The organism is Pseudomonas sp. B10(2017) (assembly GCF_002113295.1).
Taxonomy (GTDB): domain Bacteria; phylum Pseudomonadota; class Gammaproteobacteria; order Pseudomonadales; family Pseudomonadaceae; genus Aquipseudomonas; species Aquipseudomonas pudica.
In genome coordinates, this window is record NZ_NEJU01000005.1 from 174959 (window position 1) to 197763 (window position 22805).

Sequence of the window (22805 nt, forward strand, 5' to 3'; positions counted from 1 at the left end):
GAGGCGTCAAATCCGCCTGCTACCAATGAAACAACTCTCGTCGCGCCCCCTCGGTAATTGCCACGATCCCCGGGTGCTTGACCTTGCGCTCTACCGAAATGGCATAGAACGACTCGTGCACTGCCTCGGTCTGCCCGATCAGCTCCACGCCGTATTGGCGGCATACCTCCTCGGCGATCACGCTGGGCGCGACGAAGATGCCGCTGCCCGACTGCCCGAACGCCTGCATCAAGGCACTGTCATCGAACTCGCCAACGATCCGTGGCTGCACCTGTTGCTCACCCAGCCAGCGCAGCAGGCGGCTGCGTACCACGGTTTCCTGCCCGGGGATAAGCAATGGCGCATCCTGCAGGCAGGCGGGGAAGGGGCCTTCCAGGCGTTGTGCCAGCGCCGGAGTGGCGAAGAAGCTCAACCCGCACTCGCCCAGTTTCTGGCTATAACCCTTGATGTCCAGGTGGCTGGGCATGGGGCTGTCGGAAATCACCAGGTCCAGGCGCTGGATCGCCAGGTCCGCCAGCAGCCGTTCGAGCTTGTCTTCGCGGCAGTTGATACGCAGAACGTCGTCCAGCTCCATGGTCGGTGCCAGCAGGCGGTAGACGATGGACTTTGGCACCACGTCCGCCACGCCCACGCGGAACAGGATCTGCTCCTGCGGGCCGGCCCGCAGCATGGCCTCCAGCTCGCTACCCAGCTGGAACATCTGTTCGGCATAGATCAGCGTCTGGCGCCCTGTTTCGGTCAGCTCCAGCTGGCGCCCCACGCGCTGGAACAACTCCAGGCCGTATGTCTGTTCGAACAAGCTGATTTGCCCGCTGATGGTTTGCGGGGTCAGGTTCAACTGTTCGCTGGCGCGGGCGATGCTGCCGGTCTTGGCCACGGCCCAGAAGTAGTGCAACTGCCGATAGTTGAGCATCGGTATGTTTCCGGATTCGTAAAAACCGAAGTATAACCGCTGAAAATACGAATTTTCCGGATGTGTTGCGCTCTTTAGAATGCGACTCCATCAGCGCCGTGTGCGCCGCAGGAACATGAAAAGCGAGGAACCCATGCTGCAACTAAAATCCATCGGCACGCCGCTGGTGCTGGCCTTGGCCCTGTTCACCCTGGCCGGTTGCGAGCAGGCCGAGAAATCTGCCCAGCAGATGCTCGACCAGGCTGCACAGTCGGCCAAGCAGGCCATCGACGACACCAACAAGGCCGCACAGCAGGCATTGAGCGAGGCCATCGGCAGCGAAGGGCACAAGCCCAAGGACGCCGACAAGAAAGAAGACACCCAGGAAATCTGACCCCAACCGCTGCTGCAGGATTTGAACAATGGAATACTTGCTGGAACTCGTCGCTAGCCCTACCGCCTGGGTTGCCCTGGCTACGCTGGTGGCCATGGAAGTCGTGCTGGGCATCGACAACCTGATCTTCATCTCCATCCTGACCAACAAACTGCCGGTGGAGTATCGCTCCAAGGCGCGCCGTATCGGTATCAGCATGGCCTTGGTCATGCGCCTGGCCTTGCTCAGCACGGTGGCCTGGATCGTCCAGCTGACCGACCCGGTGTTCGAAGTGTTCGGCAATGCCTTCTCCTGGAAGGACGTGATCCTGATTGCCGGTGGCCTGTTCCTGCTGTGGAAGGCGACCAAGGAAATTCACGAGAACGTCGACCCGCACGGGGCCAAGGAAGAAGCCAAGGTGTCGTCGACGGTTACCCTGGGCTTTGCCGCGGCGATCTTCCAGATCCTGTTGCTGGACATCGTCTTCTCGGTCGACAGCATCATCACCGCCGTGGGCATGACCGAACACCTGCCGATCATGATCATTGCCGTTATCACTGCCGTGATCGTCATGATGGTAGCCGCCGACCCGTTGGCCAACTTCATCAACGACAACCCGACCGTGGTGATGTTGGCCCTGGGCTTCCTGATCATGATCGGCATGACGCTGATCGCCGAAGGTTTCGGCGCCCATGTACCGAAGGGTTATGTGTACGCGGCCATGGCTTTCTCGACGGCGATCGAGATCCTCAACATCCTGGCCCGTCGGGCGCGGTTGAAGCGTGAGGCGGCTGAAGGTTGATGCAAGAAAAGCGGGGCGCTTGCGCCCCGTTCGCGGGCTTGCCCGCTCCCACAGGTGCCGCGTCAGCCAGATAGCTACGCGGTCCCTGTGGGAGCGGGCAAGCCCGCGAATAGGGGTAGGGAAAATCTCTAGTCAGTGCACCCCGGCATGCCGCCGCGCCCGGCGCACAGGCTGTGGCTTGGCGGGGGCCTGCGGTGGCAGGTGGTGGTGGGAATGACGCCGCACGATACGCAGTACACCCCACAGCATGGCAGCTGCAACGCTCAGCCACATGCCCACCAGCATGAGTATCGCCATGGTCAGGCTCATCTGTGCCTCCATCTCTACGGGCCGCGCTCGGTCGCCGACGCTGGCCTTCCAGACACTGCTTTAGTCTAGTCTTTCGCCTGTGACGTTCCATTGACCAAAGGTCTATTGCTTGGTCCGATTTGCTCCTAACCGGTGTCGGACTATACCCGCGCCGCTGTCCGACCTATGATCGGTGGCCAGAGCCGGGCGCTGCCTGCCCGGCGTTGGAGCAAGCGAGTGTCCATGCAGCAACCTTCCTTCAAGACCATCCCTCGTCGGCTGCTGGCGGCCTGCCTGGTAGCGGCCAGCCTGGCCGGTTGTGCCAGCGCACCCTCCGCCAACCTCAAGGGCCTGCCACAGCGGGTCGAGATCAGCAGCGTGCCGTTCTACCGTGGCAACGCCAACCACAGCGGGGCCATGGCATTGGCGGCGGTGCTGTCGCAACAGGGGGCTCCGATCACGCCGGGGCTGCTGGACAAGCCGCTGAACCTGCCCCAGGGCGCCGAGGCGCTGGACACCGGCATCCCCCGGGTGGCGCGCGACTACGGCATGGTGGTGTATCCACTGGACAAGCAGCTGGACGCGCTGTTGACCCAGGTTGCGGCGGGCAACCCGGTGCTGCTGCGTTACGATGATGGTTCGGCCTGGTGGAGCGAGCCACGCTACGCCGTGCTGATCGGCTACGACCGCTACAAGCAGCGGGTGCTGTTGCGCTCGGGCATGCACCGGCGGCAGCTGATGGCGTTCGATGACTTTGCCTCGGCCTGGGCGAAGCTTGGGAGTTGGGCGGTGCTGGTGCAGCCACCGCGGCAACTGCCGGCCCAGGTGGACCGCCAGCGCTGGTTGCAGGCTGCGGATGAACTGGCCCGGGCGGGGCAGGAGATTGCGGCGAAGCAGGCTGTGAGTAGCCTGAACAAATAGCTCTATCTGTGCCGGCCCTTTCGCGGCTGAACCCGCTCCCACAGGAAACCCGCTGCCCTCAGGCCCAGTGATATCCCTGTGGGAGCGGGTTTACCCGCGAAGAGGCCAGCCCTGCCTACATCAGAAGCCCAGGCGATCGCGCAGGCTGTAGTACCAGGCACCAATGGCGCTGAACGGCACGCGCAGCATCTGGCCACCCGGGAACGGGTAGTGCGGCAGGCCGGCGAAGGCGTCGAAGCGCTCGGCCTGGCCGCGCATGGCCTCGGCCAGCACCTTGCCCGCCAGGTGGGTGTAGGTCACGCCGTGACCCGAGCAGCCCTGGGAGTAGTAGATGTTGTCGCCGATACGGCCAACCTGCGGCAGGCGCGACAGGGTCAGCAGGAAGTTGCCGGTCCAGGCGTAGTCGATCTTCACGTTCTGCAGCTGCGGGAAGGCCTTGAGCATCTTCGGACGGATGATCGCCTCGATGTTGGCCGGGTCACGCGCGCCGTACACCACGCCACCACCGAAGATCAGGCGCTTGTCGCTGGTCAGGCGGTAGTAGTCGAGCAGGTAGTTGCAGTCCTCGACGCAGTAGTCCTGCGGCAGCAGGGTGCGCGCCAGTTCGTCGCCCAGCGGCTCGGTGGTGATCACCTGGGTGCCGCATGGCATGGACTTGCTGGCCAGTTCCGGCACCAGGTTGCCCAGGTAGGCGTTGCCGGCGACGATGATGAACTTGGCGCGGACCTTGCCCTGCGGAGTGTGCACCACCGGGTTGGCGCCACGCTCGATGCGCACGGCCGGGGTTTGCTCATAGATGATGCCGCCCAGCGACTCGACCGCGGCGGCTTCGCCCAGGGCCAGGTTCAGCGGGTGGATGTGGCCGCCGCTCATGTCCAGCATGCCGCCCACATAGTTGTCGCAGGCGACCACTTCGCGGATGCGCTTCTGGTCCATCAGCTCCAGCTGGTTGTGGCCGAAGCGTTCCCACAGGCGCTTTTGCGACTCCAGGTGGCCCATCTGCTTGCTGGTGAGGGCAGCGAACACGCCGCCGTCCTTCAGGTCGCACTGGATGTTGTACTTGGCCACGCGCTCACGAATGATGCGCCCGCCTTCGAAGGCCATCTGGCCCAGCAGTTGGGCCTGCTTGGGGCCGACGGTGCGTTCGATGACGTCGATGTCGCGGCTGTAGCTGTTGACGATCTGGCCACCGTTGCGGCCCGATGCGCCGAAGCCGACCTTGGCCGCTTCGACGATGCTCACCTTGAAGCCGTTCTCCAGCAGGAACAGGGCGCTGGAGAGGCCGGTGTAGCCGGCGCCGATGATGCACACATCGGTTTCCACCTCACCCTGCAGCGCCGGACGTGGCGGCACCGGGTTGGCCGAGGCGGCGTAGTAGGACTGGGGGTAGGGGGTGTTAGCCATGCTGCAGGAACCTCGTGTTTTATATTTTTAACGAATGTACCGATGCTATCAATAATAATAAACACCCGCTAGTCGTCTGTTGAAAATCCTTTACTCGGCCCCCGTCAGCGCGCGTTTCTATAAAGAGTTTAAGATTCAGTAGGTTAGCGCGAAAAAAAGTGTTGACAGGGTTTTTGGAATGGGTAGAATGCGCACCACACGACAGGCACATAGCTCAGTTGGTTAGAGCACCACCTTGACATGGTGGGGGTCGTTGGTTCGAGTCCAATTGTGCCTACCAAACAAAAGCCCCGGTTTCCGGGCACTTGAAGGGCGATCCGAGAGGGTCGCCCTTTTTGCTTTTGCAAAACTTTTGCAAAATTTTTGCAAAACCACCCACCTCTATCTGGTCTTTGTGAGCTTCACCGCTCGTCAGATGGCCAGATCAGCCTTCACTTCGACGTACTGAATTCCCTTCGGTTCGTGCCCGTCTTGATAGCGCTCTGTCATCTCGGCAGTGGCGTGCCCCATCAGCAACTGGACGTACTCGGTTGAAAATTTCTGCTGCTCGTACAGCCAAGCGCCCAAGGCCCGAATCTCATGGAAAGTTGGACGCTCTTCGAAGTCTAGGTGGTCGTAGGCCTTCGCGGCGTCCCTGGCCTTCCTGAAGCTCTTGGACAGGTAATCCGGGGTAACCGCAGTCCAGTGCTCTTTCGCCTCGATCTGGTCCTGACGGCGAGCCTTCGGGCGATAATGGATCAGGAGCGGAGAAATGATTGGGGACCGAAAGCACTCGTTCACTGTCTCGCGCAGAGCCTTGCCCATGATGATCTGCAGGTGGATCGGCGTGTCGTAGTTGTCGGTCTTGCCCGGGGATACCTTGATGGTGTTCTTGATCAGGTCAACTGCCGACTTCTTCCAGGTCACGATGTCTTCACGGCGTTGCAGGCTGGTCAGCCCCAATCGAATGGCGCGCTTGAGCCACCCTGGAGTTGTATCGGCGTCGAGGATCTTCTGTACTCCCTCCAGAGTATGGCGCTGGCGCTTCTTCTTGGCTTCCTTCTTCAGCAGGGTCATGTCGGCGGCGTTGCGCTCCACCATGCCCTTGGCGATAGCGAAGGTCAGCAGGCTGACCAGAAGGGCCCGGTGCTTCGTGTAGGCATTGTTGCTGAACTGGTCCAGGTATTCCGCTGCCGCCAACACGTCGAACTGCCCCACTAGCATGTGCCCGATGTCCGTCCGGTATCGCTTGAGCTTGTAGCCGATCTCGTCCAGAGACGAACGCGCATAGCCGCGCTCGGGCAGCCATTCGGTTTCGAAGCGATCAATCAGGGCGCCGATAGTGGGCAGGCGGTCCCCGGTGATGGTCGCCAGCATCTCGCCGTTGTCGGTCATCAGGAACGCCAACTTGGCGTTGGCGGCTTTGGCCAGGCGCACCGCCTCGTCATAGGGCTTATTGATGCTGGTCATCTTCCCCGTGATCGGGTTCTTGTAGCGCCAATACTTCCCGTTGGCGTACAGGTTGGGCGGAAGCGTCTTGTTTTTCGGGCTGCGCGGTCGTGGTGCCATTTCAAATATCCAGCATCTGAGCCAATAGCGGGTCGTTCGAGCCGATCACGGCGGACTGAAGGTCGACGAAGTACATGCCGCCACGGACTTCACCCGCCAGCTCTCCCTCGTCAATCCATTTCTTTAGCTGCTGCAAGCTCGGCTTTCCGCCGGCATAGCGCAGTCTCCGATACTCGCCAACCTCCATGAGCCTGGGTAGGCTGGCGGTGATCTGAGCTATAACTTTAGCCATGACGGGGCCTCAATCGACACTGTGATTCGACGCTTGGCGCGGCAGATTTGGGTTGTCACGCCGATCTGTCACGTCAGTGGTGGCTAGCGCCGCCAGTTCAGCCAGCAGCACCTCAGTGCGTCCGTAGAACCTCACGGCGTCCTCGTTCACGAACCGTTCGAGCACGGTGGCCACGGCCTGCTGGTTGGCCAGGCCGCACAAATCGGCTTTGGGAAAGACCGCGTCGGTCGAAGGCGCGTGCAAGAAGGCATCCTGGCTGATCAGTTGCGTGCGCACGGGGCGGATGCCCTTGCACTTGGTGGCCCAGTTGGTAGTTGGTACGCACCAGGCGTTCCACAGCAGTAAGAGGAGGCTGGCCTGGTTCATGGCTGCTGTTCCTGCACCACCTGCTGCTCCAAAGCCTCCAGGCGCATAGCTGTTTCGATCTCGCGGTCCAGCTCATCGCCGGTGAGGTAGGTGTCACCGCGCAGCACCAGCAGGTCGTTGCTGGCGTCCTCGATGCTCTCTCGGTCGCGCAGGTAGCGGTACCGGCGAGCATCTGCCGCCATGCGGACGTGCTCGTCGATGCTGAACACTGGTGCTTCCTCGACGGTACCTTCAGCCATGCGGCGGACGTGGATCTCTTCGCGGTCAACGATCACGCCGCGCGGCGCCTCAATCCCGAGGCGCACCTGACTGCCGACTACATGGGTCACAGTGACTCGGATGTTGCCGCCAATGATGATGGCCTTACCGATGTTGCGACTGAGCATAAGCATGTGAATCTCCTTTTTTCGGGCAAGCCGGTGGCCCGCCGCGTTTGTTGGCTTTCGCAAAGAACAGGTTTGGATCAGGTCAGGCGGGCAGCGTTACGCCACCGCCAGGGCGCACTCGGCGCGACGGGTTGCTACACGAACTTCCACTTTCCGCTCACCGCCGCTGCCGCCACGACGGATGCGCACTGCTTGGTCGTCGCCGATCATCCCGTGGATAGCCATCAGCAGGGCCAGGCCAGTTGCAGCGGGACTGATAATTTGGCGCTTGAACGCCTCGAGCACCAGGCCGCGCATGGTTTTGGCGCCGAGCTTTAGGCGAGCCGCCTCCAAGCGTTTTTCAACCGTTTTTGGAGCAATCCCCATCACCTGTGCGACCTGCTTTACAGTCAGATCAGCGGCCGCAAGGAGGGTTGCTTCCAGCTCGCGCGGGGCTAGGCCCATGTCGAGGCGTCCGGTCCAGCCGCTGGCAGTGATGGTTTGGTTGTTCATTGGAGAGCTCCATGCTTTGGCGATGCAGTAAAATTACCAAAGGCAATTTATTGTGTAAATGCCTTTGGTAATATTATTTTGTTCAGGCGAAAGAAAGGCCGCTGTAGAGCGGCCTTGAGCTAGTCACGATCAGCTCACTCTGATGCTTCCACCTCGCCAAACGACCTTCCCGACCACTGGAAGACCGGCGGCAGCCTCGTTTCCTACCACCTCATCAGGGTATATTTGCTTGTCGAGATTATCTGAACGCAAAGCCCAATCACCGGAGATGAGCTGAGCCATTCTTCGAACGCTAGTCCGACCGTCGGGGCGCCTGATGAGGTAGACATCACCATCGCAAAGTAGCTTTGAAGCAGTGTCGATCATGAGCACGTCGCCCTTGCAAATATGAGGCGCCATGCTCTCGTCGGCAGCATACAGAACTCTGAGGTGTGAAAACGCGAGCCCCATGCTCCGGATCCAGCCCCTTCGAAACACCATCCCCTCTGTCAGTCCTACGTGTTCGTCGTTTACTCCAGGAACGAAAGATGTGTCGTCGAGGAGTTGGGGGATCAGCACATATTGTTCGTGCGGTACGGCGTCTAAAACCTTAGCTGCGCGCGCCCAGGTCTCTCTGAACGAGTCTGCGGTCACTTGCATTGCTGCAAACGATTCTATGACTTCTGCCAGGCGTGGACTGAAATCTCGTACTGAGACGCCGAGGATCCTGGCAAATGCAGCAGCCACTGATGCGTTCAGCGGATTGACGCCATTCAGATAGTGACTGACCGAGCTTTGATTGATGCTGAGCAGCTCAGCGAGCTTCTCCTGCGTCAGGTTCAGCTCTTTTTTTCTGGCATTGAAGATAGCCTTTAGGCGTAGGCACTCTTCCTTGCGATCCGGGGGCAGGGGCTTTTTCATCGTCCAATAATATTCCCGTTAGTAATATCCATCAAATGCCAAAGGTATTGCCATGAATAAATGCCAAAGGTACTATCTCGGCAAAGTACTAGCTGGAGGCAAGCCATGAGCATGGTCCCCCTGAAAGATTTCGCCAAGGGCCACGGGCAGCCGCATGCGGCATCCCTACTTGGAATGACGCAAGGCGCGTTGAGCAAGGCTATCCGGATCGGTCGAACGATCTACGTAGCGCAAAAAACCGATGGGTCCTTTGCTGCTATTGAGTTCCGCTCGTTTCCCTCTAGGCAAGACCGGGAGGCTGTTTTGGCCCCTACCTTGGATGAAACGATACGCCAGTTGGCTTTGTCCGTTGAGCCGGGCAAACCCTCTGTTCATTCATCCAGTAAAGAGCCCACCCAATGATCGGCGCAGTCTTTAGCATGGTTGCTCTAAGGGGCACTGCTGCGAAAAAAGTTGCCAAGAGGCCCGCCATAGGCCCTCAGTTAATTGGTACCGTTATCCCAGACATAATTTCAATCTCATTGGAAGGCCCTGCTCAGCGCCTTCCAGTCTCAGCTGTCTCTGGGTTCAATAGTCCAGCAGCTACTCAGGCGCATGTTGCGCTTCAAGAGGATCGTGATATGCGCGCACAAACATCTATTCGCCAAGCCCGCCCAGGGTAGGCAACGACCCTCTCAGGGGAGGGGGTTGCATATTTTTTGTTCCGTGGATGATGGGGCTTACCCAAATTCAGGGCACAAAAAAACCCGCTGCCAGGCGGGCTTTTTAACCGACCTCTGCCAGGAGGTCTTTGGTACACATCGCCATGCAAATAGGAGATGCGCTATGTCGCACCCGAAAAATACCACCGCACCATCATCGGCGCAAGAAATCCTCACCACCAAAGTGAGCTTTTTGAATGTACCGATCAGCCCAGAAGCTGACCAACTGCTCAGCGTTGACTCTGGGATGAATGCCGAAGACGCCCTGCGTGCGGCCCGCACGCTTTCTTCTGGGATGAGCCAGCTCTGCCAGCATTTGCACGACAGCCTGAACATGGGGGAGATGGCGTATTGCGACGGTATGGCGGCTCTCGGCTTCCTAGGGGAGACCGTCAGTGCGCTGATCTGGTCGGTCGAAAAGAGCGTTGCCTGCGCCGCCGGCCGCGGAGGTGAGCAATGAGGCCTCAAGCAGAAACCCTTGCGAGCCCGTTTGCCACATATGGCCTGCACGACGTGCTAGAGGCCGTTGGCGATATTCCAGTGCACGAATCTTTGGGCGCCGCCACCGATCGCCTCGAAGCCGTTGTGGCTGGACTCCATGAGCTGATGCAGGAGCCGGCCGTCACTCATCAAGCCACGCTCATCTTCTATGCGGCGGAATCAGCGCTGGCGCTTGTGTATGCAGCTCACGCCGGGGTCGATCCTCAGCAGGAAGGCGCGCCACAAAATGCTGCCTCTCCAGTTCGTGGCGCGGGAGGTGCAGCATGCTGACCGTACGAAACGAGCTGATGCCAGCGCTGGTTGCTGGGGTGATCGTGCAGGACGTGATTCTCTCCGCAGAAGAGATCGCAAAGTTCAACGAGGCCCGTGAGGCTTTCCGGGCGATCAAGACTCTGTACTGGACACAAGTCGTCCCTGGGCTCGGTGGCTTCGACAATCCCGTGGTCTGCGAGCTTGAGCGCCTTATCGAGCGTGTGGTTTTCGACACTCGCAACTTTTTATACCCCCACCGCAACTCGGCCGCCTTCCATGATGCAAAGCATGTGGGAGGTGATGCATGAGTCTGGTCACCATCCACAACACTCAGCTGCCCGTCGTCGAGTACCGCGGCCAGCGCGTCGTCACCCTGGCGATGATCGATCACGTGCATGAGCGGCCCGAAGGAACTGCTGGGCGCACCTTCACTGCCCACAAGGATCGACTCATTGAGGGGGCAGACTACTTTTTCGCCGACACCTCCCAAAAAGACGTTTTGCGTTGTTTTGGAATTGAGGTGCCCAACCGCGGACTGATCCTGCTGGCCGAGCAGGGCTACCTGATGTTGGTCAAGCCTTTCACCGACGATCTGTCTTGGACCGTCCAGCGCCAGTTGGTCAGCAACTACTTCAGGCCGGCACCAGCACCTGCTCTCCCTAGCGACTACATCACGGCCTTGGAGCACCTGCTGGCCTCGAAACGTTCGGAGCAGTGGGCGCTTGAACAACGTGACCATGCGATCGCTACTAAGGCCGAGATCGGTAGTCGGCGCGAAGCCACGGCCATGGCCACCGCTTCCGCAGCGGTCCGCAAGGTCATGCACTTGGAGAACGAGCTGGGTCGTGGTTGCCAGCACGCCACTGTGACTGCGGTTGAAAAGGCCGCCCATCGGAGCTTCGGCAGTCAGGGTTTCCGCCCGCTCAAGAACTGGTGCGACAGCCACGGTGTGGCCGCGCCGAAAGTACAAGACCTTCGTTTCGGCTGGGTTCGCTCCTGGCCTGCTGCCGCTTGGGCAGCCGTTTACCAAGTTGACCTGGCCGACCTGTTCGGCACCGTGGGAGATCCCGCATGACCAACGTATTGAATTTCCCGGCGCCGGCCGAAGTGGAAGTGATCAATGAAGAAGCCTTCCGGAAGTACACCGACGCTGCGCTACTGCTGAAGTGCTTTGAGGTAGTGCAGGGCGCGCTCGATGTGATCAACGAGCCCGAGTACTCCATCGAGAAAGAAGACGATACCCACATAGATCTCATCAAGGCCTTCTACGCCCTCAAGGTGCTGTTCGCGCGCAAGACCGGTCACGACGCGGTCGAGGTGACCCGAGAGCATTGGGAGGCCATGCGTCGGCATTTGCTGGAAGGCGCACCTTACCCCGACCAACTGATCCCGGTCGCGGCCGCGCTCATCAGCCCAACCTCTCCCGAAGGGTACGGCCACCTGAACAACCTGGAGCTGGCCTGCGCAGCGTACAACGCCAGCGACAAGGTGAGGCTTGGCTCCAGCGCGACCCTGTCAGCTGACAATGCGCAAATCAAAGCGACTGTGGCCGTGGAGGCAATCAATGCCACTACTGCCCTTGGCATCCTAGTGCGTCGACTGTCAGGAGGCACACTCACGGATATGGCGCAGGTCGTGAGTGGAATCACGGGTCTCTCATCGGGGACCCTCCAATGACTACGACCACGAACCCCTCCCAGGCGCTACCGCAGCGCGCAGGCGCAACGATCATCAATGGACCCTGGCCAACCTACAGCCAGTTCAAGGGCCTGCCTGAGCGCGAGCGCTGGGTGCTGTACGGAAGCGCGAAGGCTTATCGCGAGGCGCTGGAGCTTCAGGGTTTCCAGATGGCCGAGAGCTACGACCAGTTTGTCCGGCGGGTGACCGCCGAGCTGGAGATTTGAATCCATGAGCGTTCAAGCAATGACCTGGGCCCTAGAGCAGCAGGAGGTTGGCGAACCGCACGCCCGCCACGTCCTGCTGTGCCTGGCCAACTATGCCGATCAGGATGGGCGCGCCGCGTTCCCTTCGGTGGCTCGTCTTGCAGTCGATACCGGCCTGAGCCCTCGCACTGTCCAGTATCGGCTTCGAGACCTGGAGCAGAAGGGAGCGATCAGGCGGGGCAACCAAGCGATTCCCGCTGCCTACATCACCCAGCGCGATCGCATTCCGGTGTGCTACGACATTGCGATGGATCGGGGTGCACAGCATGCACCCGGTGCACGCCAAGACGTACCGGGGTGCACGCCAGAACATAACGGGGTGCACGCCACGACAGAACGGGGTGCACAGCATGCACCCGAACCATCACTTAACCACCAATTAACCACCCATAACCGTAAAGAAGGCGATGACGCTGCAGCTGGCGGCAAAGGTAAGCGGAAGACAAAGCAGAGCTTCGACCCGCTGACGGCTAAACCGGAGAACTGTTCAGACCGAGCATGGGCCGATTTTTGCGAGATGCGCAAAGCGAAGCGTGCACCGCTAACAGAGCGTGCTTGTGAGCTGATCGCAAAGAAGCTGGAGGGCCACCGGAACGCTGATGCGGTCCTCGACAAGTCCACCGTCAGCTGCTGGACCGATGTTTACCCAGAGGCGACGGCAAACGCTGGTGCACGGCCAGGCCGGCCTGGCGCATTCAACAACCTCCCTCAGCACACCGATGATATGTACCAGGAGAGCCACGATGGCCGCTCGAATTTCTGATCTGTTCCACCGTACCCCGGCCAAGCGCATCTTCTCCGGCGAGTGCCCGGTGCATGGCCGTGTCGATATGAGTGAGGTCGAGCAGCTGGACGGCTCGATGCTGGCGCGTGGCTGCAAGCGCTGCGCTTGGGAGGCCCTGCATACCAGCCCCCGCGACTCGGCAGAACGCGCCCTGGCCAATGCCCAGCACAAGGTCGAGAAAGCCAGCGAAGCGCTGATCGCTGCCGGGATCACCCCGCGCTTTGCTGGCGCCACCTTCGACAGCTACCGCGCCGAGACGGAGCCGCAGCATAGGGCGCTAGCCAAGTGCCGGGCTTATGCTGAGCAGTTCCCGGCCAACTTCCGGGCGGGCCGCTCCCTGCTGCTGACCGGCAACGTCGGCTGCGGTAAGACTCACCTAGCCAGCGCTATCGTCCGCACGGTGGTCGCCGATCATTGCCGTGCGCTGATCATCCCGGCAGGAGACATCGTGAGCATTGCCCGCGCCTCGATGGCGTCCGGATCGGGCTACACCGACCGTGACGTGGCAGTACATCTTGGCGGCTTGGATCTGCTGGTGATTGATGAGATCGGGGCGCAGAAGGGCAGCGAGTACGAGCTGGGCCTGCTGCACAGCATCATTGACCGCCGGTATCAGGCGGTGCTGCCGACTGTGGTGGTCAGCAACTTGAACGCTGACGGCCTCAAGTCCTACATCGGCGATCGCGCCCTTGACCGCTTGCGTCAGAACGGCGGGCAGCAAGTCGGGTTCACCTGGGAATCGAAGAGGGCAGCGGCATGAGGGCTCTCTATAGCGACGAGGCCGAGCACGGCGTGCTTGGCGCAGTCATTCACGCCTCGCTGCAGCAGGATGTAGGGCTGGTCGAGGACATGCTTGGCCAGATGACCTCAGCCGACTTCTATCACGCCGATAATGCGGCTTTATTCGAGGCCATGCTGGAGTGCCGCGAGCAAGCTATGCCCATCGATCCGGTGACCTTGGGCGCGGTTCAACGCCTGCTCCCGGGTGGCGACAACGTCATGGCCTATGCCGCTGAGCTGGCCAGCAAGGTTCCTTCGCTGGCCAACTGGAAGGCCTACGCCAAGCACGTCAAGGAGTGGGGCGTGATCCGGCGCATTCTTGACGTGGCAGGCGGCGCGCAGGAAATGGTGCAGGCCGGCGCACCTACCGGCGAAGTAATCGCTGCAGCCCAGCAGGCCATGGCAGACCTGCGCAACCTTGATGGGGAGGCAAAGGGCTACAAGCGGTTGGACCAATGGATGGGAGATGCCGCCGACCTAGTGGACGAAAAGCACCGCGGCGTGGCACCGAAGTGGCCATCCACGGGGCTCGAAAAGCTGGATGAGCTGGCACAAGGTCTTCGTCCGAAGAAGGTGACGGTAATCGCCGGCCTGCCGGGCAGTGGCAAGACCACCCTGGCCCTGCAGATCGCCCAGCACAACGCCGTCAAGGAGCGGAAGCCGTGGCTGGTGTTCTCCATCGAAATGCCTGGCGAAGAACTGGGGCTGCGCGCTATCGCCTCGCTTGGAGGGGTGGCTCTCCAAAAGCTGGATAACCCGGCCCAGATGCGCGAAGACGACTGGGCCAGGATGAGCGGTGCCGTAGGGTTGGCCCTGGAAGCCCCCCTATTCGTCTGCGACGACCCGGTGCAGACGCCGTCCACCATCCGCGCCACGGCTCGGCAGTGCCAGCGGGAGCACGGTCTGGCCGGGATCGTGGTCGATTACCTGACCCTGGTGCGCAGCGAGCGTGGTGGCCGATCTCGTACCGAGGAGGTGGGCAAGATCAGCAAGGCCCTGCTGCAACTGGCCAAGGAAATGGCCATCCCGGTCATTGAGCTGGCCCAGCTGAACCGTGACTCAACCAAGCGCCCCGGGAAGAAGCCCCAATCCAGCGACCTGCGCGACTCCGGGGAAATCGAGGCCGACGCCAGCTGCATCCTGATGGTGCATCGCGACATGGATACAGAGGAGGGCCAGAACGGCCTAACCGAGATCCTGATGACCAAGTGCCGACATGCGCGCGTGGGTAGTTGCATCGTCCAGCAGGAAGGCCAATACGGTCGGTTCGCCAACTTCGCGGGCTCGCTGCCCAGTGACGACGAGATCGAGGCTGGGCGTGGAAGCTATGCCCAGCGCTACAAGGGGAGCAATGCCCAATGAGCAATGTAACTGCGGCCTTGCCGCGCAAAAGCCTGACCGCGGTGGAGTGCAAGTTCCTCAAGGTGGGCAACCGCATGCTGCTGGAGCAGAACAACGGCCGCATCGCATCAGCGGCCCTGATGGACATTGTGGCTGACTGGCACGCCGCGCGCGCCAACGTGGGATTCGAGCAGTTCGCCAAGGGCTGGATTACCGAAGGCAACGCCAAGAACAAACACGCTGACAAGCTGCTGCGCGAGCTGTTCGGCCTGGACACCGACCCAGCGCCCCGGAGGGCTGCATGAAAAAACGAACCTACGTGGACAAGGCGCTGGGCGATACCGAGTACCTGCTGGAGCAATGGGGCTGGTGGCGAATGAGTGAGATGGGCGTGCCCCGCTACGTGTCGCCGCTCTACGCGCTCATGCGCGACAACGTACCCAGCGAGGGCGGCGCTCGGCAGTATGTCATCACCGACGACCTGGCGCTGATCATCGACGGCGCAGTGGCCAGGCTGACGAAGCGTAACCAGCAGATGGGTGATTTCGTGTGGGCCTACTACGGATCGAAGCACCCGGCTATGCGGGTCGGAAGGGAAGCTGGCATGTCCGAGCGAAAGGCGCGGGAAATCATCAAGGCAGGCGTTGCATGGATTGACTGCGCACTCGAAGAAATTCGAGAGGCGGCGTAAAAAGTTCTATGCGGGCGGATAAACACCTGTTTTCATAGCAGCGTGTCCAGCTTGCAACGTCACGCGACACATACAAACCCCAGGCATTTCGCTCTGGGGTTTTGTCTATTCAGTCTTGAATCTCGACTTCGGTTAGGGTTGCCTGCTGCCGAGCGGCGTAGAAACCTTTATCCCGCAATGATTGCAGGACCTCTGCTTGCTTGAGTCCGGTAGGTAGGCTTTCGATTGCAACTCTTCGCTCGAAAGTTAGGCCGTTTAGGAATTCAGATCCAGCTCCGCTGATTCTTGGGATTCCCTTTCCATCCTCAACAATGAGAATGCGGTCTTGATCCCGATAAATGTCTACCTGCATGGAAACTCCCTTTGATGAACTGAATGGTTGATAGTAGCCATTCGTTATTCATAGGCGTAGCTGGTTATCTGTCAATGTTTTTATGCGGATGACACGCCTAGGCAGCTGGGCTAAGTCGGTAGTGGCGTCGATCAAAGCCGTGCGCTCCCTGGTCGATTACGCGATGAAAGTCTGGGGTACGTGACCCAGCGATCCAGACCAATAAGCTGGTGAAGCGCCGGCCCTCTGCATCCATCCAAAAACATGTCATTCCTGCGGACTATGGCAAACCGGAAGTCTTGGCCAGTAGTTGGACACCGATAGAAATAACTTGGCTCATGACTTCCTTGGCTGCACCAACTGCTCCGTTCTTTGCTGCGGTTGATAGCTTGTCTCCCAGCGTTTCATTCCCTAGAGACGGCTTTGGAACATGGTTTAACGTCTGGAGGCCGTGCGAGGTAAGCACATACTCGGCTTGTATGCCATGGTGATTCCTCCTGAGGATAAACCCAGACATAGCTAGCCAGGCCAAGGTTTCTTGGAAGAACTCAGTTTCTGGGTCTCGTGCACCGCTAGTAACAACAATTTCGCTTACAGGGTCGTAGCTGGTGACTTTCCGCTCGGTAAGACCTGAGACCTTCGGAGTTACAGATATGGGAACCGGGAAGGCCTGGTACAGATGCGCAAGTATGTCCGCGCTGATTACATCGAAACGCTCAATGTTTGTTTTCGCCATGGTTTCGTCCTGATGGTGCCGTTGAGGCTTTGACGGTCGCACGTAGCCACTGCCTGCCATACGTGGACCTTTTTATCATAGCTCCCCGCAACGGGAGGAATCGAGATGGCCCATATGCCAGAGAAAGATCCCGGCCTGTGGGCCGCCCTGATTGCTTGGGTACTTGCCCACCAGCCTCAGCTGTACGCCGCTGGCCTTTCCGTCGCGATCGCCGTGCTCCGGGTGGTCTATGGCGGCGGTACTCGGCGGCAGATGTTCTTGGAGGGCGCCTTGTGTGGCCTCATCACCCTGGCCCTGGTGCCGCTGCTCGAATGGATGGGCCTGCCGCAGGGCATGGCCACCTTCGCTGGTGGCATGGTCGGTTTCATGGGTGTGGAGAAGCTTCGCGGCTATTCTGATCTGTTCCTGTCCCGCAAGGCTCAAGGCTGATGGCCAGGCTCAAGACGCTCGGCTCACGCATCAAGGAAAGCGCAGGGTCGCGGGTTAAGGTGGTCACACCCGGCAGCTGGCGGAGCGGCATGACCAGCTCCCAGCGCGGCTACGACTACAGATGGCAGAAGGCGCGAGAGCAGTACCTGCGCGATAACCCGCTGTGCGTCTACTGCGCTCGGCAAGGCCGAACAACTGCTGCCAACATCGTTGACCACATCGTTGCGCATCGTGGTGACCAGGATCTCTTCTGGAATCAGGCGAACTGGCAGTCGCTGTGCAAGCCCTGCCACGACTCGGTCAAGCAAGCCGAGGAGGCTGCTGGCCTGATGGGCTGACCGTCAGCGGAATGGCGCGCGGTCGCCCGAGACACCCTCGAGGCACGTCAGTGGCGTGCTGCTAGGGTGGGGGGAGGTCAAAATATAGCGATTCGCATCTAGCTAGACCGCCACCGACCCCACGTACACATTTTTTCCCGTTTCAGGAAAAGTTAACCATGGCTTTAACCGACAAGAAGCGGCGGTTTGTTGACGCTTTGCTGTCGGGGGCCACAAATCGCGAATCAGCGATCGCTGCCGGGTATTCAGAGAAAACCGCGTCACAAGCGGGCTCCAAGCTGGCGAAGGATGAGGATGTGCTGACCGAAGTCGGTCGTCGCCTCAAGCAGAAACAGGCTACCAGCTCTGAGGTTAAACCTGGGCGAAAAGTTAAAGGTGAGGATATCGCGGAGGAGGAGCCGGCTGAGGTCGCGCTCACCCACACAGACGACCCGCGTGTGTTCCTTACAGAGCTCATGAACGCAAATGGGGCGGATATGCGCATGCGCCTGGAGGCAGCCAAAACGCTGATGCCCTACGCGCACGGCAAGGTCGCTGATCAGGGCAAGAAAGAGCAGAAAGCCGAAGCCGCCAAAGAGGCAGGCAAAGGCAAGTACTCACAGGGCAAGCCGCCCCCCGGCAAGCCGTCCCTCAGTATGGTCAAGGGGTAAGTCATGCAATGGACTACTGCCTGCCCGGACTGGTGGCGGTTATTGGCTGCAGGGGAGTCAATCATCCCGGAGCCACTGTTTCCGGATGAAGCGGAAGCCAGCCTTGAGGTGTTCAAGGGGCTGAAGATTGTCGACGCACCTGGCAGCCCCACGATTGAGGCGTCATGTGCGCCTTGGGTGTTGGCCTTCGCCGGCGCGGTGTTTGGGAGCTACAACAGCGAAACCGGCGAGCGCCTGATCCGGGAAGTGATGTTGTGCATCCCGAAGAAGAACAGTAAATCGACGATCGCTGCCGGCATCATGCTGACCGCGCTGATTCGGAACTGGCGGCTCTCTGCAGAGTTCATCATCTTGGCCCCGACCAAGGAAATCGCCGACAACTCGTTCATCCCGGCCAAGGACATGGTCAACAACGATGAAGAGCTGAAAGCCCTGCTGCATGTGCAGCCGCATCTGCGGTTGATCACCCATCGCGAGACGGGAGCCACGTTGAAGGTGGTGGCGGCTGACAGCGATGTAGTGGGCGGCAAGAAAGCCGTTGGCGTGCTGATCGATGAAGCCTGGCTGTTCGGCAAGAATCCCAAGGCTGCGGACATGATCCGCGAAGCCACGGGCGGTCTGCTGTCTCGTCCGGAAGGCTTCATCATCTGGCTGACGACTCAATCGAACGAACCGCCGGCTGGGGTGTTCAGGTCGAAACTGAACTATGCCCGCGGCGTACGAGATGGTCGCATCGACGACAACCGCTTCCTCCCGATCATCTACGAGTTCTCACAGGAGATGATCAAGAGCGGTGAGGCCCGGAAGCCTGAAAACTTCCACCTGGTCAACCCGAACATCAACTACTCCGTTGACCGGCCCACGCTGGAGCGCCTGCATATGCAGGCCGAGATCGATGGCGAGGCGGAGATGCGCGGCTTCCTGGCCAAGCACCTCAACATCGAGATCGGCCTTGCTCTGATGTCCGACAGCTGGGTCGGTGCCGCTTTCTGGGAGCCCCAGGCCAAGGAAGGCATGACGCTGGACGACTTGCTCGAGCAGTGCGAGGTCATCGACGTTGGCGTCGATGGCGGTGGCCTTGATGACTTGCTCGGCCTGGCGGTGATTGGCCGGGTACGAGAATCCCGCACCTGGTTGCACTGGGCGCACGCTTGGGCCCACCCCTCGGTGCTTGAACGCCGCAAGTCAGAAGCTCCCAGGCTCAGAGACTTGGAAGCGACCGGTGACCTGACCATCGTCGACAAGATCGGCGACGACGTTGATCAGCTGGCGGCCATCGTTTCGCGGATCAACCAGGCGGGATTGCTCGACAAGGTCGGACTTGACCCCGCCGGCATCGGTGCCGTGCTTGATGCGCTGGCTGATGTCGAGATTGATGAAGAGCAGGTGGTCGGCATCTCGCAGGGTTGGAAGCTCACCGGCGCGATCAAGACGACCGAGCGCCGGCTTGCAGAGGGCTCGTTCATCCACTGTGGACAGCCGCTCATGGCCTGGTCGTGCGGCAACGCCAAAGGTGTGCCCTCGGCCAACGCCTTCCTGATCACCAAGCAAGCATCGGGAACCGCAAAAATTGACCCGCTCATGGCGACCTTCAACGCAGTGTCGCTGATGGCCCTCAATCCCGAGGCCCGCGGCGGTCTCGACGACTACCTCAACCACGGCTTTTTCGGATTAGTAGGCTGACCATGGCATTCAAATGGTACAACCCCTCGACCTGGGGTTTCTTCGGCTACACCGACCCGACCACGGGCGACTATGTCGAGGTTGACCTTGAGGTCGGCGGCAAGCGCACCAAGGCGGGGGTGAGGGTCACCGCCAAGACGGCGTTGTCGATCAGCATGGTCTGGTCCTGCGTCAAGATCCTTTCCGAATCGCTGAGCGGCTTGCCGCTCAAGCTGTATGAGGACAAGGACGGCAAGCGGGCGCTGGTTCCGGGTAATGACCGCTACGCCAAGCTGCTGCGTAAGCCAAACCCCTACATGACCATGCTGAACTTCCTCAAGTTCGTGGTCGTGAATATGGCCCTGCGTGGCAACGCCTTCGCGCTGATCGAACGCAACGTGAACAACGATGTGATCGGCATCGTTCCCTTAGACGGCAAGACGGTCACCATTGATACGGACGAAGACCTGCTCTACTGGGTAACTCCCAGCAAGGGTGATCGGTTCCCGGTATCGCCGGAGAACATGCTGCATTTCAAGCTGTTCAGCCTGGACGGCATCGTTGGTCTGTCGCCCATCGAGCATCAGGCGGAAACCATGGGGCTGGCCAAGGCCGGCCAGCAGTGGTCGGCGCGATTCATGCGCAAAGGTGGATTCACCGGCGGCTACGTGATCTACGAACAGTTCCTCACCAAGGCCCAGCAGGCCCAGGTGATGGAGAAATTCCCCGACGTTCGAAAGGCTGACGCCGACGACATCGGCAAGATGGCGATCCTTCAAGGTAACCCGAAGATCGTTCCGGCCGGCATTAGCCAGAAGGATGCGCAGTTCATCGAGTCGCAGCAGTTCCAGGAAGAAGCCCTGGCGGGCATCTACGGTGTGCCGCTGTGGCTGGCCAACCGCGCCGGCAAGACCTCGATCATGGGTTCGAACCTCGAACAGCAGCTCACCGGTTACATCACCTTCGGCCTTAAGCCCTTCATCGATGCGGTGGAGGACGAATTCAACGACAAGATTTTCACCGCCGTCTCGCGCTTTTCCGAGTTTGCGGTTGAGGGACTGTTGCGCGCCGATAGCGCTGGGCGGGCCACGTATTACGGAAGGGCGCTTGGCGGCTCCGGCGGGTCCGGCTGGATGACCATCAACGAAGTCCGCACCAAGGAAAACCTGCCTCCCCTGGAAGGCGACGAATACAACCGGGTCACCCGGTGGGAGATGCAAACAAATGGCGAACCTTGAAGTCCCGTTCGAGCTCAAGGCCGTAGACGAAGCCGGCAACTTCGAAGGCTACGCAGCGGTGTTCAACAACGTCGACCTGGGCGACGACGTAATCATGCCCGGCGCCTTCACCCGGGTGAAGGCCACCCGCAACGGCAAATTGAAGCTGGCCCTGTACCACGACCTGACCCGTCTGGTGGGGGCCGCCGACTACACCCAAGACGACCACGGCCTCCTGCTGAAGGGCCAGGTCAACCTCAATGTCAGCTACGCCCGCGACGCCTACGAGCTCATGAAGGCCGACATCCTCGACAGCATGTCGATCGGCTTCAACACCATCAAGGCAGATTTCGAGGACCGCGCAGGCCGGCGCGTGCGCCTCATCAAGGAGGCCGAACTCTGGGAGGCCTCCTTCGTACCGTTCGGCATGAACCCCGAGGCCCAGGTCCTCAGCGTCAAGTCGGACATCAGGCTTTTCGAGAAGGCCCTGCGCGAACGCATGGGTCTCTCGCAGAAGGAAGCGGCGGCAGTCGCTTCGCTCGGCTACACCGCGCTACGCCGTGACGGCGGGAGCGAGGCCACGGCGATCGTGGATGAGCTGAAAGAAATTCCCAACTTGTTCACCCAATATTTCGGAGTGTCGCCATGAGCGAAGTGAAAGAACTGAAGGATTCCCTGGAACTGCAACTGAAGACCGGCTTCGACGGCCTGCAGAAGAAGTACGATGCGGCCATGGATGAGGTCCAAAAGGGCAACCAGGTCACGACTGACCTGAAAAAGCAGATCGAAGACCAGAAGGGCGAACTGCAGAAAGTCATCGACCAGGTCGTGGATCTGGAGCAGAAGGGCGTCAAACTGCGAGGCCAGCCCGGCGAGGGTAAGAGCTTCATCGACCTCATTCAGGGCGACGACGGTTATAAGTCTCTGAAAAAAGGTGGTGCCCTGGCTGAGCTCGACGTCACCAAGTCCGATCTGGCCAGCATGAAGGAAATGAAGGTCACCAGCGCCGGCATCGTGGCACCGCAGTTCGACCCGGTGATTCAGCCGGGTATCCGCCAAGAGCTGCGCATTCGCGACCTGCTGACCGCCGTGCCGGTCTCGGGGCAGAACTACACCTACTTCCGCGAAAACCTGCACACCCGTGGCGCCGCGCCGGTCGCCGAGGGCGGGCTGAAACCAACCAGCAACGTAACCTTCACCACCGAGACCGATCGCGTGAAGAAGATCGCGGTCTGGATGCCGGTCACCGATGAAGCGCTGGACGACGTCCCGCAGCTGTTCGCGTATCTCCAGCAGCTGCTGCGCTACGACCTCAAGCTCGAGGAGGAGGCTCAGATCCTCAAGGGCGACGGTACCGGCGAGAACCTCAATGGCCTGATGACCCAGGCCACCAACTACAACACTGCCCTCAGCAAGGCCGGTGACACCGCCATCGACCTGGTCCGCCGATCCATCTATCAGGTGCGCAAGCAGTCGCAGATGTCGGCTGATGGCGTGGTGATGACTGAACTGGACTGGATGAATATCGAGCTGCAGAAGGACGGCGAGAACCGTTACCTGTTCGCCAACCTGCAAGGTCTGGTCACCCCTATCCTCTGGGGTCGCCCGGTGATCACCTCGGACAGCATGGACGAGGGCGACGGCACCAACGGTGGCGAGTTCCTGACCGCCAACTTCGCTCGTTCCACCACGCTTTTCGACCGCATGTCGTTCCTGTTCAAGATGGGCTTGATCAACGATCAGTTCATCAAGAACGAACGTGCTCTGCTGGTCGAGGAGCGCCTGGGCCTTGGCGTGCGCCGTAAGGAAGCCTTGGTGAAAGGGCGCTTCCCGACCGCCTAACCC

General features: G+C 60.3%; 33 protein-coding genes and 1 tRNA gene. 23 read left to right on the forward strand and 11 right to left on the reverse strand.

Going from position 1 to position 22805, the window contains the following annotated elements:
• Positions 1-19: 19 nt before the first annotated feature.
• Entirely contained in the window at positions 20-913 is an 894-nt protein-coding gene (gene nhaR / locus CAF92_RS08945) for a transcriptional activator NhaR (RefSeq protein WP_015269780.1), read from the reverse strand.
• Positions 914-1046: 133 nt separating this feature from the next.
• Between nhaR and CAF92_RS08950 the strand changes: the two genes are divergently transcribed.
• On the forward strand, positions 1047-1286 hold the full coding sequence (locus CAF92_RS08950) for a hypothetical protein (RefSeq protein ID WP_025338519.1): 240 nt from the start codon (positions 1047-1049) through the stop codon (positions 1284-1286).
• Between the two features lie 28 nt (positions 1287-1314).
• Positions 1315-2067, forward strand: a complete 753-nt coding sequence (locus tag CAF92_RS08955) for a TerC family protein (RefSeq protein ID WP_003260907.1) — start codon at positions 1315-1317, stop codon at positions 2065-2067.
• A 132-nt stretch (positions 2068-2199) separates the two neighbouring features.
• Here the strand turns inward: CAF92_RS08955 and CAF92_RS27435 are convergent, their stop codons facing one another.
• The gene (locus tag CAF92_RS27435) at positions 2200-2376 is read right to left on the reverse strand and encodes a hypothetical protein (protein WP_167506588.1); all 177 of its coding nucleotides are present in this window, start codon (positions 2374-2376) and stop codon (positions 2200-2202) included.
• 165 nt (positions 2377-2541) lie between these two features.
• Here CAF92_RS27435 and CAF92_RS08960 point away from each other — a divergent pair, with 165 nt between their 5' ends.
• Positions 2542-3276 (forward strand): peptidase C39 family protein, encoded by a 735-nt coding sequence (locus CAF92_RS08960; RefSeq protein ID WP_085600321.1) that lies wholly within the window; start codon positions 2542-2544, stop codon positions 3274-3276.
• A 120-nt stretch (positions 3277-3396) separates the two neighbouring features.
• Here the strand turns inward: CAF92_RS08960 and CAF92_RS08965 are convergent, their stop codons facing one another.
• Positions 3397-4680, reverse strand: a complete 1284-nt coding sequence (locus tag CAF92_RS08965) for an FAD-binding oxidoreductase (RefSeq protein WP_025338521.1) — start codon at positions 4678-4680, stop codon at positions 3397-3399.
• Between the two features lie 203 nt (positions 4681-4883).
• Here CAF92_RS08965 and CAF92_RS08970 point away from each other — a divergent pair.
• Positions 4884-4960 (forward strand) — tRNA-Val (locus CAF92_RS08970).
• 131 nt (positions 4961-5091) lie between these two features.
• On the opposite strand, the gene CAF92_RS08975 is transcribed toward CAF92_RS08970, so the two are convergent.
• From CAF92_RS08975 to CAF92_RS09000, 6 genes are all read right to left on the reverse strand, one after another.
• Positions 5092-6228, reverse strand: a complete 1137-nt coding sequence (locus CAF92_RS08975; RefSeq protein WP_085600324.1) for a tyrosine-type recombinase/integrase — start codon at positions 6226-6228, stop codon at positions 5092-5094.
• 1 nt (position 6229) lies between these two features.
• Positions 6230-6460 (reverse strand): hypothetical protein, encoded by a 231-nt coding sequence (locus tag CAF92_RS08980; protein WP_085600327.1) that lies wholly within the window; start codon positions 6458-6460, stop codon positions 6230-6232.
• A 9-nt stretch (positions 6461-6469) separates the two neighbouring features.
• Positions 6470-6826: a hypothetical protein gene (locus CAF92_RS08985; protein WP_256573709.1), complete on the reverse strand. Its 357-nt coding sequence runs from the start codon at positions 6824-6826 to the stop codon at positions 6470-6472.
• Positions 6823-7218: a carbon storage regulator gene (locus CAF92_RS27735; RefSeq protein WP_085600331.1), complete on the reverse strand. Its 396-nt coding sequence runs from the start codon at positions 7216-7218 to the stop codon at positions 6823-6825. Before CAF92_RS27735 ends, CAF92_RS08985 begins: the two co-directional genes overlap by 4 nt.
• A 90-nt stretch (positions 7219-7308) precedes the next feature.
• Positions 7309-7704: a LuxR C-terminal-related transcriptional regulator gene (locus CAF92_RS08995; protein WP_085600335.1), complete on the reverse strand. Its 396-nt coding sequence runs from the start codon at positions 7702-7704 to the stop codon at positions 7309-7311.
• A 129-nt stretch (positions 7705-7833) separates the two neighbouring features.
• Positions 7834-8604 carry a LexA family transcriptional regulator gene (locus CAF92_RS09000; RefSeq protein WP_085600338.1) on the reverse strand — a complete coding sequence of 257 codons (771 nt, stop codon included), beginning with the start codon at positions 8602-8604 and terminating at the stop codon, positions 7834-7836.
• Positions 8605-8709: 105 nt separating this feature from the next.
• Between CAF92_RS09000 and CAF92_RS27825 the strand changes: the two genes are divergently transcribed.
• The 12 genes from CAF92_RS27825 (at position 8710) to CAF92_RS09060 (ending at position 15597) form a co-directional block, all read left to right on the forward strand.
• On the forward strand, positions 8710-9006 hold the full coding sequence (locus CAF92_RS27825) for a Cro/CI family transcriptional regulator (protein ID WP_085600341.1): 297 nt from the start codon (positions 8710-8712) through the stop codon (positions 9004-9006).
• A gap of 423 nt (positions 9007-9429) precedes the next feature.
• On the forward strand, positions 9430-9765 hold the full coding sequence (locus CAF92_RS09010) for a hypothetical protein (RefSeq protein ID WP_085600344.1): 336 nt from the start codon (positions 9430-9432) through the stop codon (positions 9763-9765).
• Positions 9762-10076, forward strand: a complete 315-nt coding sequence (locus tag CAF92_RS09015) for a hypothetical protein (RefSeq protein WP_085600347.1) — start codon at positions 9762-9764, stop codon at positions 10074-10076. The genes CAF92_RS09010 and CAF92_RS09015 overlap by 4 nt, the downstream gene beginning before the upstream one ends.
• The gene (locus tag CAF92_RS09020; protein WP_085600350.1) at positions 10070-10366 is read left to right on the forward strand and encodes a hypothetical protein; all 297 of its coding nucleotides are present in this window, start codon (positions 10070-10072) and stop codon (positions 10364-10366) included. The genes CAF92_RS09015 and CAF92_RS09020 overlap by 7 nt, the downstream gene beginning before the upstream one ends.
• The gene (locus tag CAF92_RS09025; RefSeq protein WP_085600353.1) at positions 10363-11133 is read left to right on the forward strand and encodes an ORF6N domain-containing protein; all 771 of its coding nucleotides are present in this window, start codon (positions 10363-10365) and stop codon (positions 11131-11133) included. Before CAF92_RS09020 ends, CAF92_RS09025 begins: the two co-directional genes overlap by 4 nt.
• The gene (locus CAF92_RS09030) at positions 11130-11735 is read left to right on the forward strand and encodes a hypothetical protein (protein ID WP_085600356.1); all 606 of its coding nucleotides are present in this window, start codon (positions 11130-11132) and stop codon (positions 11733-11735) included. Before CAF92_RS09025 ends, CAF92_RS09030 begins: the two co-directional genes overlap by 4 nt.
• Positions 11732-11962, forward strand: coding sequence for a hypothetical protein (locus CAF92_RS09035; protein ID WP_085600359.1), 231 nt, complete (start codon positions 11732-11734; stop codon positions 11960-11962). The genes CAF92_RS09030 and CAF92_RS09035 overlap by 4 nt, the downstream gene beginning before the upstream one ends.
• A gap of 4 nt (positions 11963-11966) precedes the next feature.
• A complete protein-coding gene (locus CAF92_RS09040; RefSeq protein ID WP_085600362.1) occupies positions 11967-12764 on the forward strand; it encodes a helix-turn-helix domain-containing protein in 798 nt (265 codons plus the stop codon).
• Entirely contained in the window at positions 12745-13545 is an 801-nt protein-coding gene (locus tag CAF92_RS09045; RefSeq protein ID WP_085600365.1) for an ATP-binding protein, read from the forward strand. The genes CAF92_RS09040 and CAF92_RS09045 overlap by 20 nt, the downstream gene beginning before the upstream one ends.
• Positions 13542-14927: a DnaB-like helicase C-terminal domain-containing protein gene (locus CAF92_RS09050; RefSeq protein WP_085600368.1), complete on the forward strand. Its 1386-nt coding sequence runs from the start codon at positions 13542-13544 to the stop codon at positions 14925-14927. Before CAF92_RS09045 ends, CAF92_RS09050 begins: the two co-directional genes overlap by 4 nt.
• Positions 14924-15211: a hypothetical protein gene (locus CAF92_RS09055; RefSeq protein WP_085600371.1), complete on the forward strand. Its 288-nt coding sequence runs from the start codon at positions 14924-14926 to the stop codon at positions 15209-15211. Before CAF92_RS09050 ends, CAF92_RS09055 begins: the two co-directional genes overlap by 4 nt.
• Entirely contained in the window at positions 15208-15597 is a 390-nt protein-coding gene (locus CAF92_RS09060; RefSeq protein ID WP_085600373.1) for an antiterminator Q family protein, read from the forward strand. The genes CAF92_RS09055 and CAF92_RS09060 overlap by 4 nt, the downstream gene beginning before the upstream one ends.
• Positions 15598-15706: 109 nt before the next feature.
• Here the strand turns inward: CAF92_RS09060 and CAF92_RS09065 are convergent, their stop codons facing one another.
• Together CAF92_RS09065 and CAF92_RS09070 are read right to left on the reverse strand one after the other, a co-directional pair.
• Positions 15707-15949 (reverse strand): hypothetical protein, encoded by a 243-nt coding sequence (locus CAF92_RS09065; protein ID WP_085600375.1) that lies wholly within the window; start codon positions 15947-15949, stop codon positions 15707-15709.
• Between the two features lie 259 nt (positions 15950-16208).
• Positions 16209-16664, reverse strand: a complete 456-nt coding sequence (locus CAF92_RS09070) for a hypothetical protein (protein ID WP_085600377.1) — start codon at positions 16662-16664, stop codon at positions 16209-16211.
• A 105-nt stretch (positions 16665-16769) separates the two neighbouring features.
• On the opposite strand from CAF92_RS09070, the gene CAF92_RS09075 reads away from it, so the two are divergent.
• From CAF92_RS09075 to CAF92_RS09105, 7 genes are all read left to right on the forward strand, one after another.
• Positions 16770-17093 (forward strand): phage holin, lambda family, encoded by a 324-nt coding sequence (locus CAF92_RS09075; RefSeq protein ID WP_085600379.1) that lies wholly within the window; start codon positions 16770-16772, stop codon positions 17091-17093.
• On the forward strand, positions 17093-17431 hold the full coding sequence (locus CAF92_RS09080; RefSeq protein WP_085600381.1) for an HNH endonuclease: 339 nt from the start codon (positions 17093-17095) through the stop codon (positions 17429-17431). Before CAF92_RS09075 ends, CAF92_RS09080 begins: the two co-directional genes overlap by 1 nt.
• Positions 17432-17589: 158 nt before the next feature.
• A complete protein-coding gene (locus tag CAF92_RS09085; RefSeq protein WP_085600383.1) occupies positions 17590-18081 on the forward strand; it encodes a terminase small subunit in 492 nt (163 codons plus the stop codon).
• 3 nt (positions 18082-18084) lie between these two features.
• Complete coding sequence (locus CAF92_RS09090) at positions 18085-19764, forward strand: terminase large subunit (RefSeq protein ID WP_085600385.1); 1680 nt, start codon at positions 18085-18087, stop codon at positions 19762-19764.
• Positions 19765-19766: 2 nt separating this feature from the next.
• Positions 19767-20981 (forward strand): phage portal protein, encoded by a 1215-nt coding sequence (locus CAF92_RS09095; protein ID WP_085600387.1) that lies wholly within the window; start codon positions 19767-19769, stop codon positions 20979-20981.
• Entirely contained in the window at positions 20968-21609 is a 642-nt protein-coding gene (locus CAF92_RS09100) for an HK97 family phage prohead protease (RefSeq protein ID WP_015271426.1), read from the forward strand. Before CAF92_RS09095 ends, CAF92_RS09100 begins: the two co-directional genes overlap by 14 nt.
• Complete coding sequence (locus CAF92_RS09105) at positions 21606-22802, forward strand: phage major capsid protein (RefSeq protein WP_085600389.1); 1197 nt, start codon at positions 21606-21608, stop codon at positions 22800-22802. Before CAF92_RS09100 ends, CAF92_RS09105 begins: the two co-directional genes overlap by 4 nt.
• The last annotated feature ends 3 nt before the right edge of the window (positions 22803-22805 follow it).